11 protein-coding genes are annotated in these 17305 nt (G+C 70.0%); 7 read left to right on the forward strand and 4 right to left on the reverse strand.

Annotated features, from left to right (window positions below; genetic code table 11):
- The first annotated feature begins 151 nt into the window (after nucleotides 1-151).
- The 3 genes from ACQHII_RS29275 (at nucleotide 152) to ACQHII_RS29285 (ending at nucleotide 3239) form a co-directional block, all read left to right on the forward strand.
- Nucleotides 152-1285, forward strand: coding sequence for a ComF family protein (locus tag ACQHII_RS29275; RefSeq protein WP_427922077.1), 1134 nt, complete (start codon nucleotides 152-154; stop codon nucleotides 1283-1285).
- Nucleotides 1286-1597: 312 nt separating this feature from the next.
- On the forward strand, nucleotides 1598-2290 hold the full coding sequence (hpf, locus tag ACQHII_RS29280) for a ribosome hibernation-promoting factor, HPF/YfiA family (protein WP_019066020.1): 693 nt from the start codon (nucleotides 1598-1600) through the stop codon (nucleotides 2288-2290).
- 205 nt (nucleotides 2291-2495) lie between these two features.
- The gene (locus ACQHII_RS29285) at nucleotides 2496-3239 is read left to right on the forward strand and encodes a response regulator (RefSeq protein ID WP_427922078.1); all 744 of its coding nucleotides are present in this window, start codon (nucleotides 2496-2498) and stop codon (nucleotides 3237-3239) included.
- A gap of 12 nt (nucleotides 3240-3251) precedes the next feature.
- Here the strand turns inward: ACQHII_RS29285 and ACQHII_RS29290 are convergent, their stop codons facing one another.
- Both ACQHII_RS29290 and ACQHII_RS29295 read right to left on the reverse strand, forming a co-directional pair.
- Nucleotides 3252-4439 (reverse strand): winged helix-turn-helix domain-containing protein, encoded by a 1188-nt coding sequence (locus ACQHII_RS29290; RefSeq protein WP_427922079.1) that lies wholly within the window; start codon nucleotides 4437-4439, stop codon nucleotides 3252-3254.
- A gap of 58 nt (nucleotides 4440-4497) precedes the next feature.
- Nucleotides 4498-5067 (reverse strand): GNAT family N-acetyltransferase, encoded by a 570-nt coding sequence (locus tag ACQHII_RS29295; RefSeq protein WP_427922080.1) that lies wholly within the window; start codon nucleotides 5065-5067, stop codon nucleotides 4498-4500.
- Between the two features lie 268 nt (nucleotides 5068-5335).
- Here ACQHII_RS29295 and secA point away from each other — a divergent pair, with 268 nt between their 5' ends.
- Nucleotides 5336-8152: a preprotein translocase subunit SecA gene (gene secA, locus ACQHII_RS29300; RefSeq protein ID WP_427922081.1), complete on the forward strand. Its 2817-nt coding sequence runs from the start codon at nucleotides 5336-5338 to the stop codon at nucleotides 8150-8152.
- 301 nt (nucleotides 8153-8453) lie between these two features.
- Here the strand turns inward: secA and ACQHII_RS29305 are convergent, their stop codons facing one another.
- Complete coding sequence (locus tag ACQHII_RS29305; protein WP_427922082.1) at nucleotides 8454-9332, reverse strand: Rv3235 family protein; 879 nt, start codon at nucleotides 9330-9332, stop codon at nucleotides 8454-8456.
- 333 nt (nucleotides 9333-9665) lie between these two features.
- On the opposite strand from ACQHII_RS29305, the gene ACQHII_RS29310 reads away from it, so the two are divergent.
- Nucleotides 9666-10181: a DUF6912 family protein gene (locus ACQHII_RS29310; RefSeq protein ID WP_427922083.1), complete on the forward strand. Its 516-nt coding sequence runs from the start codon at nucleotides 9666-9668 to the stop codon at nucleotides 10179-10181.
- A gap of 119 nt (nucleotides 10182-10300) precedes the next feature.
- A complete protein-coding gene (locus ACQHII_RS29315) occupies nucleotides 10301-10966 on the forward strand; it encodes an HAD family hydrolase (protein WP_427922084.1) in 666 nt (221 codons plus the stop codon).
- Between the two features lie 110 nt (nucleotides 10967-11076).
- Here ACQHII_RS29315 and ACQHII_RS29320 read toward each other — a convergent pair whose 3' ends face one another.
- Entirely contained in the window at nucleotides 11077-11643 is a 567-nt protein-coding gene (locus tag ACQHII_RS29320; protein ID WP_093627243.1) for a DJ-1/PfpI family protein, read from the reverse strand.
- 601 nt (nucleotides 11644-12244) lie between these two features.
- Here ACQHII_RS29320 and ACQHII_RS29325 point away from each other — a divergent pair.
- Nucleotides 12245-17176 carry an NAD-glutamate dehydrogenase gene (locus tag ACQHII_RS29325; protein ID WP_427922085.1) on the forward strand — a complete coding sequence of 1644 codons (4932 nt, stop codon included), beginning with the start codon at nucleotides 12245-12247 and terminating at the stop codon, nucleotides 17174-17176.
- The last annotated feature ends 129 nt before the right edge of the window (nucleotides 17177-17305 follow it).

Genomic DNA, 17305 nt, shown 5'->3' on the forward strand with positions numbered 1-17305 from the left:
GGCGGGAGGCGGCCGTTCGCGTGTTCCGGGGCGGGGCCGCACTCGTGTGGGGGACGGCTGTCGGCGGGTGGACGGAGTTGTCCACAGGCAGGTGTCCACCGGTTGTCCACAGGGGTGGCCGGTCGGCGAGGGCCTTGGCACAGTGGTGGCCATGCGGGGGTGGTGGCGGGACCTCACGGATCTGGTGCTGCCGGCCGAGTGCGGAGGCTGCGGGACGCCTCGCACGGTGCTCTGCCCGGAGTGCTGTGCCGCCCTGAGCGGGGCCGTACCGAGCCGGGTGCGACCGGTGCCAGAGCCGTCCGGGCTGCCGGCGACGTATGCGGCGGCTCCTTACGCGGACGAGGTGCGCGCAATGCTCCTCGCCCACAAGGAACGGGGCTCACTGGCCCTCGCGGGGCCACTGGGCGCCGCTCTCGCGGGCGCTGTGCGGGCGGGGCTCCGGGAGTGCCGGATGCGGTGCCATGGGGCTGTGAGAGGGCAGGACAGGGGATTGGCGGGGCAGCGAGGGAGTTCGGCGGGGCGGGGTGGAGGTTCCGCGGGATCGGACGGGGACTGGGTGCCAGGACTCGGTGAGTTGAGGGAGGAGGGGGACGAGGGCAGCGAGGGCGAGTGGGACGACTGGGCTGCGGGGCCGGCAGCGGGGGCGCGGCAGGCACCCGTGGGAGTACGGCGGGCACCTGCGGGGAGACACGGGCCGGTAGTAGGCGGCGCCCCGCTCCGGAGTGGGGCCGAGGCACCGGTGCTGCTCGTTCCCGTGCCTTCCGCGCGTGGCGTAGTGCGGGCTCGTGGGCACGATCCGGCGCGGCGGATCGCCCTCGCGGCGGCGGGGGAGTTGCGGCGGAGCGGGACGCCGGCCCGGGTGGTGGCCGTGCTGCGGCAGCGGCGGTGGGTGGCTGACCAGTCGGGGCTCAACTCCCGGCAGCGGCTGGACAATCTCGCCGGCGCCCTGGAGGTGGCCGCTGGTGGTGCCCGGTTGCTGGTCGGCGGTCAGGTCGTGCTCGTCGACGACCTGATGACGACGGGAGCCTCGTTGCGGGAGGCGGCGCGTGCCGTGCGTGAGGCGATCACCCGCGATGGGCCAGGAGGAGCAGTTGAAGCCACCACGGCTGTGTACGCGGGTGTGTCCCGGGAAGGCAGAGGGGAACAGATGCAGGCAGCAAAGGAGAAGGGGCCGCACATGGCACTCAGTGCACCGGGAACCGTGGGTGTGAACGGCCCTGGTGACCTGATCTGCGCAGCTGTGATCGCGGCGTCGCCGGATTCCTTCGAAATAAACCGGAACTGACTGCAAACTTGCGTCGTTGCAGGTAACGACAGGGCCAATTCACCTGAACGGAGGTACGCCGCAGTAGAGGGTGACGACATCCGTCCGGGCGAGATATGTTCGGTTGTGAGAGAAAGGCGCAGGCCGCACCTCTCCTATCCGAATGCCGTGCCGCGGGTTTTCTGCAATCGCCGCGGCCATGGGGTGGAGATCTTGCCCATGGGGGAGGAGGAGGTGGAAGTCACCGAGTCCGAGGTTCCGGGGTGACCGGAACTTGGTGCAAAAGGGAGACGCTCCGCAGCGAAGCGGAGTGATCCGGGAACGGAGTTCTGCGTGGACATCGTCGTCAAGGGCCGCAAGACCGAGGTGCCCGAGCGGTTCCGCAAGCACGTGGCCGAGAAGCTGAAGCTGGAGAAGATCCAGAAGCTCGACGGCAAGGTGATCAGCCTCGACGTCGAGGTGTCCAAGGAGCCCAACCCCCGACAGGCCGACCGTTGCGACCGGGTGGAGATCACGCTCCGCTCCCGCGGTCCGGTGATCCGTGCGGAGGCATCGGCCAACGATCCGTACGCGGCGCTCGACCTCGCGGCGGAGAAGCTGGATGCCCGGCTGCGCAAGCAGCACGACAAGCGTCACACGCGCCGCGGTGCCCGTCGGCTCACGGCCGCCGAGGTCCCCGACCACGTCCCGGGCGCGGCGACGCTCAACGGCAACGGCCACGCCGCCCCCGACGAGCAGTCGGACGGTGTGCCCACCAAGAAGATCGGCTCGCTGGAAGTGAAGGGCGAAGGCCCGCTCATCGTCCGCGAGAAGACCCACGTCGCTTCCCCGATGTCCCTCGACCAGGCCCTCTACGAGATGGAACTGGTCGGACACGACTTCTACCTGTTCGTCGACTCCGAGACCAAGGAACCGAGTGTCGTCTACCGGCGGCACGCCTACGACTACGGCGTCATCCACCTCAGCACGGACCCGATGGTCACCCAGGCGCAACCGCCCGCAGCGGGCGGCACGTTGGGCGGCTGACCCACCCGGCGACAGCTGAGCCGGTGCCCCTGGAGCGCGTGTGCGCCCCCAGGGGCACCGGTGTGCGACCACTTCGCGCCCCGCTCCGTGACCGCACTGTCGTCCGGGCATGGAATCATGGCCGCACAGGGCCCAACCGGTGGGCCGCTGCCTTGGGTTGGCGATGGCGATGGATCACAGGCCACAGCCTTCAGGGGGAGGAACGATGGCGGACAGCTTCGGACCGATGCATGTCGAGGGTGCCGATGGCGTCGTCGCCATGGGCCCGGAAGCGGGCTCGACACGCAAGGAGCCGATCAGAGTCCTTGTCGTGGACGACCACGCCCTCTTCCGCCGCGGCCTGGAGATCGTGCTGGCGGCCGAGGAGGACATCCAGGTCGTCGGCGAGGCGGGCGACGGCGCCGAGGCGGTGGACAAGGCCGCGGACCTCCTGCCGGACATCGTGCTGATGGACGTGCGGATGCCGAAGCGGGGCGGGATCGAGGCGTGCACCTCCATCAAGGAGGTGGCGCCCAGCGCGAAGATCATCATGCTGACGATCAGCGACGAAGAGGCCGATCTCTACGACGCGATCAAGGCGGGCGCGACGGGATATCTCCTCAAGGAGATCTCGACCGACGAGGTGGCCACCGCCATTCGCGCCGTGGCCGACGGACAGTCGCAGATCAGCCCCTCCATGGCGTCGAAACTGCTCACCGAGTTCAAGTCGATGATCCAGCGCACCGACGAGCGCCGACTGGTGCCCGCGCCGCGGCTCACCGACCGTGAGCTGGAGGTTCTCAAACTCGTCGCCACCGGTATGAACAACCGCGATATCGCCAAGCAGTTGTTCATCTCCGAGAACACCGTGAAGAACCATGTGCGCAACATCCTGGAGAAGCTGCAGCTGCACTCCAGGATGGAGGCCGTCGTCTACGCGATGCGGGAGAAGATCCTCGAAATCCGGTGACCGCGACTCCGGTCAGCGCAGGGCGGCGATCAAGGCGCGGGTCACCTCCTTCGTCAGCGGCTGGTGCAGTTCCGGGGCGTCTACGCGCTCCACCCGCACACTCGTGCAGTTCACCCAGCTCGCTGCCTCGACCAAGGCCTCGGCGACCGCCGGGACCGCCTTCGCACTGTCCAGGGTGACCTGCTTGGCCACCAGAGTCTCGCCCTGGCGGGCCGGGTCCACGCGGCCCACGAGCCGGCCGCCGGCGAGGACCGGCATCGCGAAGTAGCCGTGGATCCGCTTCGGTTTGGGGACGTAGGCCTCCAGGCGGTGCGTGAAGCCGAAGATCCGCTCCGTGCGGGCCCGCTCCCAGATCAGGGAGTCGAACGGGGACAGGAGCGTGGTGCGGTGACGACCGCGCGGGGCGGTCTCCAGGGCCACCGGGTCGGCCCAGGCCGGCTTGCCCCAGCCCTCCACCGTGACCGGGACCAGGCCCGAGTCGGCGATCACCGCGTCGACCTGCTCGCCCTTGAGACGGTGGTAGTCGGCGATGTCCGCGCGCGTGCCCACGCCCAGCGCCTGGCCCGCCAGGCCGACCAGGCGGCGGAGGCACTCCGTGTCATCCAGCTCGTCGTGCAGCAGCCGGTCCGGGATCGCGCGCTCGGCGAGGTCGTACACCCGCTTCCAGCCGCGGCGCTCCACGCACACCACCTCGCCGTACATGAGCGCGCGCTCCACGGCGACCTTGGCGCCGGACCAGTCCCACCACTCGCTGGTGCGCTTGGCGCCGCCCAACTCCGTTGAGGTGAGGGGGCCTTCGGCGCGGAGCTGCTTGATGACCTGGTCGTAGGTGCCGTCGGGGAGGTCGTGGTTCCAGTGCGGCCGGTCGCGGTAGGCGCGGCGGCGGAACGCGAAGTGGGGCCACTCCTCGACGGGGAGGATGCAGGCCGCGTGGGACCAGTACTCGAAGGCGTGCGTCTGCGTCCAGTACGCGTCCTCGACGGTCTTGCGGGGGACGGCGCCGAGGCGGGCGTACGGGATGAGTTCGTGGGAGCGGGCGAGGACCGAGATGGTGTCGAGCTGGACCGCGCCGAGATGGCGGAGCACGCCGCGCACGCCCGCGCGGCGGTCGGGGGCGCCGAGGAAACCCTGTGCGCGCAGGGCGATGCGGCGGGCGTCGGCTGCCGACAGGTCGGTCGTGGGGCGCGGGGCACTCGTCATGTCTCCGCACGATAGAGGGTGCCACTGACAGCCCGGGCTGACCTGCGGATCTACCGCTCTACGGCTGCGCGGGCAGGTACGGCGCGGTCGAGGGCAGGCCCAGGTCCGAGGGGAGCAGAGAGGCGACCCAGCAGTCCCGTCGTACGCCCTTGTTGTTGATCGCGGAGCGGAGCGTGCCCTCGATGGTGAAGCCGGCGTGTTCGGCGACCGCGCGGGAGCCCTTGTTGCCGACCTCCGCGCGCCATTCCACGCGGTCGATCGACAGCCGGGTGAAGGCCCAGCGGGAGACGGCGACGGTGGCCTCCGTGATGTAGCCGTTGCCGCGGTACTCCTTGGTGGCCCAGAAGCCGACCTCGCCGACGCCCAGGGAGCGCATCGTGATGCCGAGCATGCCGACGAGCTCCCCTTCGGGGAGAAAGACGCCGAAGGTGAACATCGAACAGTTCGCCCAGCCCTCGGGAACGAGCTGCTCGGTGAAACTCCGCGCGTGTTCCGGGAGGTAGGGCGAGGGGATCGTCGTCCAGCGCTGGATCTCGGGGTCCTGGGCCGCGGAATACACGACATCGGTGTCCTGCGGGCCGACGCTGCGCAGGACTAGGCGGTCGGTCGTGAGCGTGACGGGTTCCATCGGCCGATTCTGCTCGGGGGCGTACGAGGACGCCATGCTTTTGCGCTGCGTGAGCGGGTGATCACATTTCGCGCAATTCCTCGGAACGACGCGGCACCATCGGCGACTCCCGGCCGTTGTCCCCTTTGAAGCGTTTTTGAAGTAGTGGACGGTCGGCGTCCCCGGCAGGCTCCCGGCGTGGCGGGGTCCTCGCATACGATGGCCGTTGCTCAGCCATGTCATTGGAAACCGACCGTCCCAGGCCCGACCGGCAAGGAGACCAACCCCCGTGTCCGTCCTCTCGAAGATCATGCGTGCAGGCGAAGGCAAGATCCTGCGCAAGCTGCACCGCATCGCGGACCAGGTCAACTCCATCGAAGAGGACTTCGTCGACCTCTCCGACGCCGAGCTGAAGGCCCTCACCGAGGAGTACAAGCAGCGCTACGCCGATGGTGAGACCCTGGACGACCTGCTCCCCGAGGCGTTCGCCACCGTGCGCGAGGCCGCCAAGCGCGTCCTCGGCCAGCGCCACTACGACGTGCAGATGATGGGCGGCGCCGCCCTGCACCTCGGCTACGTCGCCGAGATGAAGACCGGCGAGGGCAAGACCCTGGTCGGCACCCTGCCCGCGTATCTGAACGCCCTCTCCGGGGACGGCGTCCACCTCATCACGGTCAACGACTACCTGGCCGAGCGCGACTCCGAGATGATGGGGCGCGTCCACAAGTTCCTGGGCCTCGAGGTCGGCTGCATCCTCGCCAACATGACCCCGGCCCAGCGCCGCGAGCAGTACGCGTGCGACATCACCTACGGCACGAACAACGAGTTCGGCTTCGACTACCTGCGCGACAACATGGCGTGGTCGCAGGACGAGCTGGTGCAGCGCGGCCACAACTTCGCGATCGTCGACGAGGTCGACTCGATCCTCATCGACGAGGCCCGTACGCCGCTGATCATCTCCGGCCCGGCCGACCAGGCCACCAAGTGGTACGGCGACTTCGCCAAGCTGGTCACCCGCCTGAAGAAGGGCGAGGCCGGCAACCCGCTCAAGGGCCTGGAGGAGACCGGCGACTACGACGTCGACGAGAAGAAGCGCACGGTCGCCATCCACGAGGGCGGCGTCTCCAAGGTCGAGGACTGGCTGGGCATCGACAACCTCTACGAGTCGGTGAACACCCCGCTGGTGGGCTACCTGAACAACGCCATCAAGGCCAAGGAGCTCTTCAAGAAGGACAAGGACTACGTCGTCATCGACGGCGAGGTCATGATCGTCGACGAGCACACCGGCCGTATCCTCGCCGGCCGCCGCTACAACGAGGGCATGCACCAGGCGATCGAGGCGAAGGAAGGGGTGGACATCAAGGACGAGAACCAGACGCTCGCCACGATCACCCTCCAGAACTTCTTCCGCCTCTACGGCAAGCTCTCCGGCATGACCGGTACGGCGATGACCGAGGCCGCCGAGTTCCACCAGATCTACAAGCTCGGCGTCGTCCCGATCCCGACCAACCGGCCGATGGTCCGCAAGGACCAGTCCGACCTGATCTACCGCACCGAGGTCGCGAAGTTCGAGGCGGTCGTCGACGACATCGCCGAGAAGCACGAGAAGGGCCAGCCGATCCTCGTCGGTACGACGTCGGTCGAGAAGTCCGAGTACCTCTCGCAGCAGCTCGCCAAGCGCGGCATCCAGCACGAGGTGCTGAACGCCAAGCAGCACGACCGTGAGGCGCCGATCATCGCCCAGGCCGGCCGCAAGGGCGCCGTGACCGTCGCCACCAACATGGCCGGCCGCGGTACGGACATCAAGCTCGGCGGCAACCCCGACGACCTCGCCGAGGCGGAGCTGCGGCAGCGCGGCCTCGACCCCGAGGAGCACATCGAGGAGTGGGCGCAGGCCCTGCCCGCCGCCCTGGAGAACGCCGAGCAGGCGGTCAAGGACGAGTTCGAGGAGGTCAAGGACCTCGGCGGTCTCTACGTCCTCGGCACCGAGCGGCACGAGTCGCGCCGTATCGACAACCAGCTGCGCGGTCGTTCCGGCCGTCAGGGCGACCCGGGCGAGTCCCGCTTCTACCTCTCCCTCGGCGACGACCTGATGCGGCTGTTCAAGGCCCAGATGGTCGAGCGCGTGATGTCCATGGCGAACGTCCCGGACGACGTGCCGATCGAGAACAAGATGGTCACCCGCGCGATCGCGTCCGCCCAGTCGCAGGTCGAGCAGCAGAACTTCGAGACCCGCAAGAACGTCCTCAAGTACGACGAGGTCCTCAACCGGCAGCGCGAGGTCATCTACGGCGAGCGCCGCCGCGTCCTGGAGGGCGAGGACCTCCAGGACCAGGTCGTGCACTTCATGGACGACACGATCGACGCGTACATCACCGCGGAGACCACCGAGGGCTTCCCCGAGGACTGGGACCTCGACCGGCTGTGGGGCGCGTTCAAGCAGCTCTACCCGGTGAAGGTCACCGTGGAGGAGCTGGAGGAGGCGGCCGGGGACCGGGCCGGTCTGACCGCCGAGTTCATCTCCGAGTCCATCAAGGACGACATCCACGAGCAGTACTCGGGCCGCGAGGAGCAGCTCGGCTCCGAGATCATGCGTGAGCTGGAGCGCCGGGTCGTGCTGTCGGTCCTGGACCGCAAGTGGCGCGAGCACCTCTACGAGATGGACTACCTCCAGGAGGGCATCGGCCTGCGCGCGATGGCCCAGAAGGACCCCCTGGTCGAGTACCAGCGCGAGGGCTTCGACATGTTCACCGCCATGATGGACGGCATCAAGGAGGAGTCCGTCGGCTACCTGTTCAACCTGGAGGTCCAGGTCGAGCAGCAGGTCGAGGAAGTCCCCGTCGAGGACGCGCAGCCGACGTCCCTCGACAAGGAGGACACGGTGCCGGCACAGGCGACCGCCCGTCCCGAGATCCGCGCCAAGGGCCTCGACGCACCGCAGCGGCCGGACCGGCTGCACTTCTCCGCGCCCAGCGTGGACGGCGAGGGCGGCATCGTCGAGGGCGACTTCACCAGCGACGACGAGCCGGTGCGCTCCGAGGCGGACGGCCTCACGCGCGCGGAGCGCCGCAAGCAGGGGCGCCGGAGCAGCCGTCGCAAGAAGTGACGGTCGCTCCGCGCGGGCGGCCGGCGGCGTGACAGGCGCTCCTGATTGAGGGGTTGAGCCTGTCGGAGCCGCTCCCCGCAGAGAGACCTTGAAGGGCCGGGCATCGTGAAGGTGCCCGGCCCTTCGGCGTGCGTGCCAGGCGGGTCAGAGCCAGGGGCGCGGGAGTGCGGTGGGTGTGACCGGTGCGGCGGGTGACTGCCTGCCCTCAGCCCCGGTGCGACCGCCCCGAAGGGCGGCGACTCTGCCCTTGGCCTCGGGCCCCCGTCGGCCGCCGCAAGCCCTGGTCCGCCGTAAACCCTCCTCAGTCGTCGTCCGGGCCGTGCGGAGCGCGCGGGCCGCCCAGTTCCACCGCCGTGCAGCGCCAGCGGAGGTCCGCGCCACGCTCCAGGCGGAAGGCCATCGCCCGTACCTGGTCACCGGCGCTGATCCGTGCGAAGGCCTCCACGGCGCCGGGGCGGGCGACGTAGTAGCCGATGTCGCGGACCACCGGGCGGGTGCCCCGGGTGGCACGCAGGGGGCCGTGTTCGGCGAGCCGGATCAGTTCGTCGTAGGCGCGGCCGGCGGTGTGCCGGAGCATCCAGTGGACGGGCCGCTGGCCGCTCAGTACGGCGAGCAGGCGGTCGGCGAAGAGATCGGTGGGGCGGGGCTGCGGAACGCGGCTCGGTGCGGCCTGGGCGGGCACGGTGCGGGGTACGGCCCGGCCGGCGGCGGGAGTTGGCGCGGCAGTGGCTGTGCCGCGGCCTGGCACCGGCGCCAGAGCCGTCGGGGCCGGGGCCGGGGCCCGGCCGGACGTGACCGTGGGCGTCGTACGGGCTGCACTCTGGTCCGACGCGGCTGTGGGAGACGTGCGCGCCCCGCTCCGGCCCGCCGCCGGCGTACGAGGGCTGCGGCCCGGGGCGGCCGGTGGGCGGCCGTCCCCGGGGGCCGTGCGGGCCGCGCTCCGGCCCGCCGTCGCGGAGGGCGAGGCCACGCGGGGCGCCGGGGCCGCGACGTCGGCCGCCTCGCTTCCGGGCGTCGCGAGACGCGAGTCCCCGACCGCGTCGGACACGATCGGCAGCGCCTCGCCGGTCGTCGTACGGGACGTGCCCCCGCCCTGTCCGCGCGGGGAAGCCGTGCCCGGGCGGCGGGGGTCGCGGCGGGTCGGGGGGCGGGTCGGGGTGTGCTGGGCGGTCCTGGTCATGACCTTGTGCATGGGGGTCCCCGTGTCGTCGGCCCGGGATGTACCGGGAAGTAACTTGCTGGTTGGGGATCTTGTACGGGGCCGGGGGCGAGGACGGCAAGGACGTGGTGGGGCGGGTCGGAGGGGCCGGATTGTTCACTTATCCGAGTGATTGGTGAGCCTCCGGGCCCGTCGGTGCGGGAGTGCCCCGGGTGAATTTCCGGCGTGGGGTGGACGCCTCCAGTGGTGCGGGTGGGGACTCGATGGGGGACGCGCGCACGTATCCTGGAGGCCCTCCCGGAGGCATCGCACCCTCCTCCGCGAAGCACTCTCCGACTACGAAAGCGGCCAGCCATGCGCGTCTACGTCCCCCTGACCCTCCCCGGTCTCGCCGAGGCGTACAAGACGGGTGAGCTGGGGACGGGACCCTTCGTCGCGTACGCCGTCACGCCCGCGCTGCGCGAGTGGTATCTCTCCGACGACATCGAGGAGTTGGAGTACGCGGCGCTGAACCGGGCCGCGCTGGCCTCGCTCCGGCTGCTGGCGGCCGACGCCGACGCGCCCCGGCGGCGGGTCGTGGTCGCCGTCGACGTACCCGACGGCGCGGCGCACGCCGACCCCGACCGCGGACTCGACCCGGCGGCCCTCGGCGAGGTGCGGGTGACCGGAACCGTGGCGCTGGCCAAGGCTGCGGCCGTGCACGTGGATCTGGGCGACGCGGAGAACGACGTGAGCGCCGCCGCCGACGCGCTCCCGGCGGCGGAACGCGGGGACGACGACGCGCAGTTCGTCGTGGACGGCGCCGAGGACCACGAGCTGCTCTGGTACGCGACGCAGGAGATCCCGAACCTCGTCGGGCTGGCGGACTGAGCCCGTCCGGCGTCCGGGCGGCGTCCGGCCGGCGTCCGTCCGGCGCCGGTCATCCGGCCGGAGACGGCCGTTGACCTGCGATTCTCTTGATTGTCAGTGGCGGCGGGTACGTTTTTGGCATGGGGATGCAAGCAAACGCGCACATCGTCTGGGACTGGAACGGCACGCTGTTCCACGACAATGACGCGATCATCGGGGCGACGAACGCGGCGTTCGCCGAGCTGGGGCTCAAGGCGATCACGATGGAGGAGTACCGGACGCTGTACTGCGTACCGGTGCCGAAGTTCTACGAGCGGCTGCTCGGACGGCTGCCCACCGACGCCGAGTGGGAGGTCATGGACGACACCTTCCACCGGTACTACGCCGAGCACCGGGTCGTCTGCGGGCTGACCGAGGGTGCGGCGGACCTGCTCGCGGGCTGGCGGACCGCGGGGCGCAGTCAGTCGATCCTCAGCATGTACGTCCATGACGAACTCGTCCCGCTTGTGCGGGAGTTCGGGATAGAGCCGCACTTCATACGGGTCGACGGGCGTACCGGGCCCTCGGGCGGCAGCAAGGCCGAGCACATGGTGCGGCACCTCCAGGCGCTGGCCGACGTGGACCCCGCGCGCACGGTGGTGATAGGCGACGCGGCCGACGACGCCGTGGCCGCCCTGCACGTGGGGGCGCGGGCCGTGCTCTACACCGGCGGTTCGCACAGCCGGGCCAGCCTCGAAGTCGTCGGCGTGCCCGTGGTGGACTCACTGTCCGAGGCCGTCGCGGAGGCGGAGCGGCTGGCGGCGTAACCGCGACCCGCGGACCAGGGGGACGGAGGGACGGGGGGACGGGGCACGGCGCCTCCGCGAAACCGGTGCCCCAAGGGACACCACGCCCAGGAGACGCCGTGCCCCGGGGCTCACGTCACCGGCGCCTTCGCCCGCAGCACCGTGAGGAACTCCCGCATCCAGCCGGAGTGATCCGGCCAGGCGCGGGCGGAGACCAGCGTGCCGTCGACGACGGTCTCGGCGTCCTGGAAGGTCGCGCCGGCGGACTGCATGTCGAGTTCGAGCGCGGGGTAGGCCGTGACGCGCCGGCCGCGCAGGCCGTCGATCGCGGCGGTGAGCAGGGGGCCGTGGCAGATCTGGGCCACGGGCTTGTCCGTGTCGAAGAAGGACTTGAGGATCTTGCGGAGTTCGGGATCGTTGCGGAGGTACTCGGGGGCCCGGCCGCCGGGGATGACGAGGGCCGCGTACTGGCCGGGATCGACCTCGGAGAAGGCGAGATCGGCGGGCCAGGTGTAACCGGGCTTCTCGGTGTACGTGTCGAAGCCGGGTTCGAAGTCATGGACGACGAAGCGGAGCTGCTTGCGCTCGGGGGCCGCGATATGGACGTCGTAGCCCTCCTCGCGCAGGCGCTGGTAGGGGTAGAGGACCTCCAGCGACTCCGCTGCGTCGCCGGTGACGATGAGGATCTTCGCTGTCATGTCGGTGCGCTCCTCTGTTGCCGTGGGATGCATCCGCGTCGGACGTCGTGACGCAACGTCCCGCGCGCCGGAGCGCTTGCCAAGGGCCCTCGCCGCGCGGACACGGGCACCGTCCCGACTGCCCTTGAATACGACGATTTCACTCTCTACGCCCCTGTGCATAACGTCAAAGTTCCACCCTCTGTTTTGTACACAACCGGCTCGTGACGAGCCCCCGGTGAGGAGCGATAGCCTTGTGGCGTGATCAGCGCGATATTTCGCGGGGGCATCGTCGCCCCTGCTCCGCGCCCGGCGACCACGGACGACATCCGTGACCGGGCGGCGGTCGCTGGTCCCAGGGCCTGTCCCACAGGTCCGCGCGGGCGGGACGGAGCTCCAAGGGCTCCCAGGACGCCGTGCACACCCCGGGTACCGGCGCGGCAGAGAGCAGCGTCACACCCTTCGGGCGTGCCGAAAATGGCTGATAACCCACCGCTCATCTCACCTTGCGGCATAGCGTCTGAGCAGACCGGACACCCCGGGCCGTGGCGTCGAGCCGCAGGGGAAGACATCGAACTTCCTTCTACGTCACGCAACGGCGCGCGACAGGAGCCAGAGGACAATGCAGACCAAGCTGGACGAAGCCAAGGCCGAGCTGCTCGAACGGGCTGCCCGGGTAGCTGAGAACAGCCCGGTCGGGGGGCACCTACCGACCGGGAAGACGGACGAGAGCACCCCGGACCGGGACACCGTGCTCGCGTTCCTCCAGCGCTACTACCTGCACACCGCCCCGGAGGACCTCGCCGACCGCGACCCGGTCGACGTCTTCGGCGCCGCCTACTCCCACTACCGGCTGGCCGAGACCCGACCCCAGGGCACGGCCAACGTTCGGGTGCACACCCCGACGGTCGAGGAGAACGGCTGGACGTGCAGCCACACCGTCGTCGAGGTCGTCACCGACGACATGCCCTTCCTCGTCGACTCGGTGACCAACGAACTGACCCGCCAGGGCCGCGGCATCCACGTCGTGATCCACCCGCAGGTCGTCGTCCGCCGCGACCTCACCGGCAAGCTCATCGAGGTGCTCACCGCCCCGCCCGCCGGCGAGCTGCCGCACGACGCGCACACCGAGTCCTGGATCCACGTCCAGATCGACCGCGAGACCGACCGCGCCGACCTGAAGCAGATCACCGCCGATCTGCTGCGCGTCCTGTCCGACGTCCGCGAGGCCGTCGAGGACTGGGAGAAGATGCGCGATCTGGCGCTGCGGATGGCCGACGAGCTGCCCGCCGAGCCGACCGCCTCCGACCTGCCCTCCAACGAGGTCGGCGAGGCCCGCGAGCTGCTGCGCTGGCTGGCCGCTGACCACTTCACCTTCCTCGGCTACCGCGAGTACCAGCTCCGCGAGGACGACTCGCTGGCCGCGGTCCCCGGCACCGGCCTCGGCATCCTGCGCTCCGACCCGCAGCACGCCGGCGAGGACCACCACCCGGTGAGCCCGTCCTTCGAGCGGCTCCCGGCCGACGCCCGCGCCAAGGCCCGCGAGCACAAGCTCCTCGTCCTCACGAAGGCCAACAGCCGTTCCACGGTGCACCGTCCGTCGTACCTCGACTACGTGGGTGTGAAGAAGTTCGACGAGAACGGCGAGGTCGTCGGCGAGCGCCGCTTCCTGGGTCTGTTCTCCTCCGCCGCCTACACCGAGTCGGTCCGCCGGGTTCCCGTGATCCGACGCACGGTCGACGAGGTGCTGGAGGGAGCCGGCTTCTCGCCCAACAGCCACGACGGGCGCGACCTCCTGCAGATCCTGGAGACGTACCCGCGCGACGAACTGTTCCAGACCCCGGTCGACGAACTCCGCTCGATCGTCACGTCCGTGCTCTACCTCCAGGAACGCCGCCGACTGCGCCTCTACCTGCGCCAGGACGAGTACGGCCGCTACTACTCGGCCCTCGTCTACCTCCCGCGCGACCGCTACACCACCGGCGTACGCCTCCGAATCATCGACATCCTTAAAGAGGAACTCGACGGCACCAGCGTCGACTTCACCGCCTGGAACACCGAGTCGATCCTCTCCCGGCTGCACTTCGTGGTCCGCGTCCCGCAGGGCACCGAGCTGCCCGAGCTGTCCGACGCCGACAAGGACCGCATCGAGGCCCGCCTGGTCGAGGCCGCCCGCTCCTGGGCCGACGGTTTCGGCGAGGCGCTGAACGCCGAGTGCGGCGAGGAGCGCGCCGCCGAACTGCTGCGCAGCTACGGCAACGCCTTCCCCGAGGGCTACAAGGCCGACCACAACCCGCGCGCCGCCGTCGCCGACCTGGTCCACCTGGAACAGCTCACCGAGGAGCATGCCTTCGCGCTGAGCCTCTACGAGCCGGTGGGCGCCGCCCCCGACGAGCGCCGCTTCAAGATCTACCGCAAGGGCGAGTCGGTCTCCCTCTCCGCGGTCCTGCCGGTCCTCAGCCGCCTCGGCGTCGAGGTCGTCGACGAGCGGCCGTACGAACTGCGCTGCTCGGACCGTACGACCGCGTGGATCTACGACTTCGGGCTGCGGATGCCCAAGTCGCAGAACGGCAACGGGGATTATCTCGGTGACGACGGCCGCGAGCGGTTCCAGGAGGCGTTCGCCGCGACCTGGACCGGGCAGGCGGAGAACGACGGCTTCAACGCGCTGGTGCTGAGCGCCGGGATCGACTGGCGGCAGGCGATGGTGCTGCGGGCGTACGCCAAGTACCTGCGGCAGGCCGGTTCGACCTTCAGCCAGGACTACATGGAGGACACCCTCCGCAACAACGTCCACACCACCCGGCTGCTCGTCTCCCTGTTCGAGGCGCGGATGTCCCCGGACCGGCAGCGCGCCGGGCGCGAGATCGTGGACGCCCTCCTCGAAGAGGTCGACGCGGCGCTCGACCAGGTGGCGAGCCTCGACGAGGACCGCATCCTGCGCTCCTTCCTGACCGTCATCAAGGCGACCCTGCGCACCAACTTCTTCCAGGAGGCACGCCGCGGGCACGCGCACGCGTACGTCTCGATGAAGTTCGACCCGCAGGCCATCCCGGACCTGCCGGCGCCACGGCCGGCGTACGAGATCTGGGTGTACTCGCCGCGCGTCGAGGGCGTGCACCTGCGCTTCGGCAAGGTCGCGCGCGGCGGGCTGCGCTGGTCGGACCGGCGCGAGGACTTCCGGACGGAGATCCTCGGCCTGGTCAAGGCGCAGATGGTGAAGAACACCGTCATCGTGCCGGTCGGCGCCAAGGGCGGCTTCGTCGCCAAGCAACTGCCCGACCCGAGCGTGGACCGCGACGCGTGGCTCGCCGAGGGCATCGCCAGCTACAAGATGTTCATCTCGGCCCTGCTCGACATCACCGACAACCTGGTGGCCGGCGAGGTCGTCCCCCCGGCGGACGTCGTCCGGCACGACGAGGACGACACCTACCTGGTGGTCGCCGCCGACAAGGGCACCGCGACCTTCTCGGACATCGCCAACGGAGTCGCCGAGAGCTACAACTTCTGGCTCGGCGACGCCTTCGCCTCCGGCGGCAGCGCGGGCTACGACCACAAGAAGATGGGCATCACCGCGCGCGGGGCCTGGGAGTCCGTCAAGCGGCACTTCCGGGAGCTGGGCGTCGACACGCAGACCGAGGACTTCACGGTCGTCGGCGTCGGAGACATGTCCGGTGACGTGTTCGGCAACGGCATGCTGCTCAGCGAGCACATCCGCCTGGTCGCCGCCTTCGACCACCGGCACATCTTCCTCGACCCGACCCCGGACGCGGCGGTCTCGTACGCCGAGCGCCGCCGCATGTTCGAGCTCCCCCGCTCCAGCTGGGCCGACTACAACACCGACCTGCTGTCGGCCGGCGGTGGTGTCTTCCCCCGTACGGCCAAGGCGATCCCGGTCAACGCCCATGTCCGCGAGGCCCTCGGCATCGAGGACAAGGTCGCCAAGATGACCCCGGCCGACCTGATGAGGGCCATCCTCAAGTCGCAGGTCGACCTGCTGTGGAACGGCGGCATCGGGACGTACGTCAAGGCCAGCACCGAGTCCCACGCGGATGTCGGCGACAAGGCCAACGACGCCATCCGCGTCGACGGCGCCGACCTGCGCGTCAAGGTCGTCGGCGAGGGCGGCAACCTGGGCCTGACCCAGCTCGGCCGGATCGAGTTCGCCCAGCAGGGCGGCAAGATCAACACCGATGCCATCGACAACAGCGCGGGCGTGGACACCTCCGACCACGAGGTGAACATCAAGATCCTGCTCAACGGCCTTGTCACCGAAGGTGACATGACGGTCAAGCAGCGGAACAAGATCCTCGCCGAGATGACCGACGAGGTCGGCGCGCTCGTCCTGCGCAACAACTACGCGCAGAACACCGCGATCGCCAACGCGCTCGCCCAGTCCAAGGACATGCTCCACGCCCAGCAGCGCTTCATGCGCACCCTGGTCCGCGAGGGCCACCTCGACCGGGCCCTGGAGTTCCTGCCCACCGACCGCCAGATCCGCGAACGCCTCGCCCAGGGACAGGGGTTGACCAGTCCCGAAACGGCAGTCCTGCTGGCGTACACGAAGATCACGGTCGCCGACGAGCTGCTGCACACCACGCTCCCCGACGACCCCTACCTGCGCACCCTGCTGCACGCCTACTTCCCGACCGCGCTGCGCGAGAAGTTCGCCGAGCAGATCGACACCCACGCGCTGCACCGCGAGATCGTCACCACGGTCCTCGTCAACGACACGGTCAACACCGGCGGCACCAGCTTCCTGCACCGCCTCCGCGAGGAGACCGGGGCCTCCCTGGAGGAGATCGTCCGCGCGCAGACCGCGGCCCGCGCGATCTTCCACGCGGCCGAGGTGTGGGACGGCGTCGAGGCCCTCGACAACACCGTCGAGGCACCCGTCCAGACCCGGATCCGGCTGCACTCGCGCCGCCTGTGCGAGCGCGGCACGCGCTGGCTGCTCAACAACCGGCCGCAGCCGCTCCAGCTCGCCGAGACCGTCGAGTTCTTCGGCGAGCGCGTCGAGCAGGTCTGGTCGCAGCTGCCCAAGCTGCTGCGCGGCGCGGACCTGGAGTGGTACCAGCAGATCTACGACGAGCTGACCGGCGCCGGCGTCCCCGCCGAACTCGCCACCCGCGTGGCCGGCTTCTCCTCCGCCTTCCCGGCGCTCGACATCGTCTCGGTGGCCGACCGCACGGGCAAGGACCCGATGGACGTCGCCGAGGTCTACTACGACCTCGCCGACCGCCTGCACATCACCCAGCTCATGGACCGCATCATCGAGCTGCCCCGCGCGGACCGCTGGCAGTCCATGGCCCGCGCCTCCATCCGCGAGGACCTGTACGCGGCCCACGCGGCCCTGACCGCCGACATCCTCTCGGCGGGCAACGGCACCTCGACCCCCGAGCAGCGCTTCACCGCCTGGGAGGCGAAGAACACCGCCCTCCTCGGCCGCGCCCGCACCACCCTGGACGAGATCCAGGGCTCGGAGATGTTCGACCTCGCCAACCTGTCGGTGGCGATGCGGACGATGCGCACCCTCCTGCGGGCGCACTCGTAATAGGTACGACCGCGCCGTCGTAGTCGCTACGACGGCACAGGCGCCCCGGGCCGCAATGGTCCGGGGCGCCTTTTCACGGGGTGCCTTAGGGGTAATCAGGGGGAGCGCTTACCAAGCCCCGCTAAGCCT

The sequence above is a fragment of the Streptomyces sp. cg40 genome, from assembly GCF_050320165.1.
Taxonomy (GTDB): Bacteria; Actinomycetota; Actinomycetes; order Streptomycetales; family Streptomycetaceae; genus Streptomyces; species Streptomyces hokutonensis.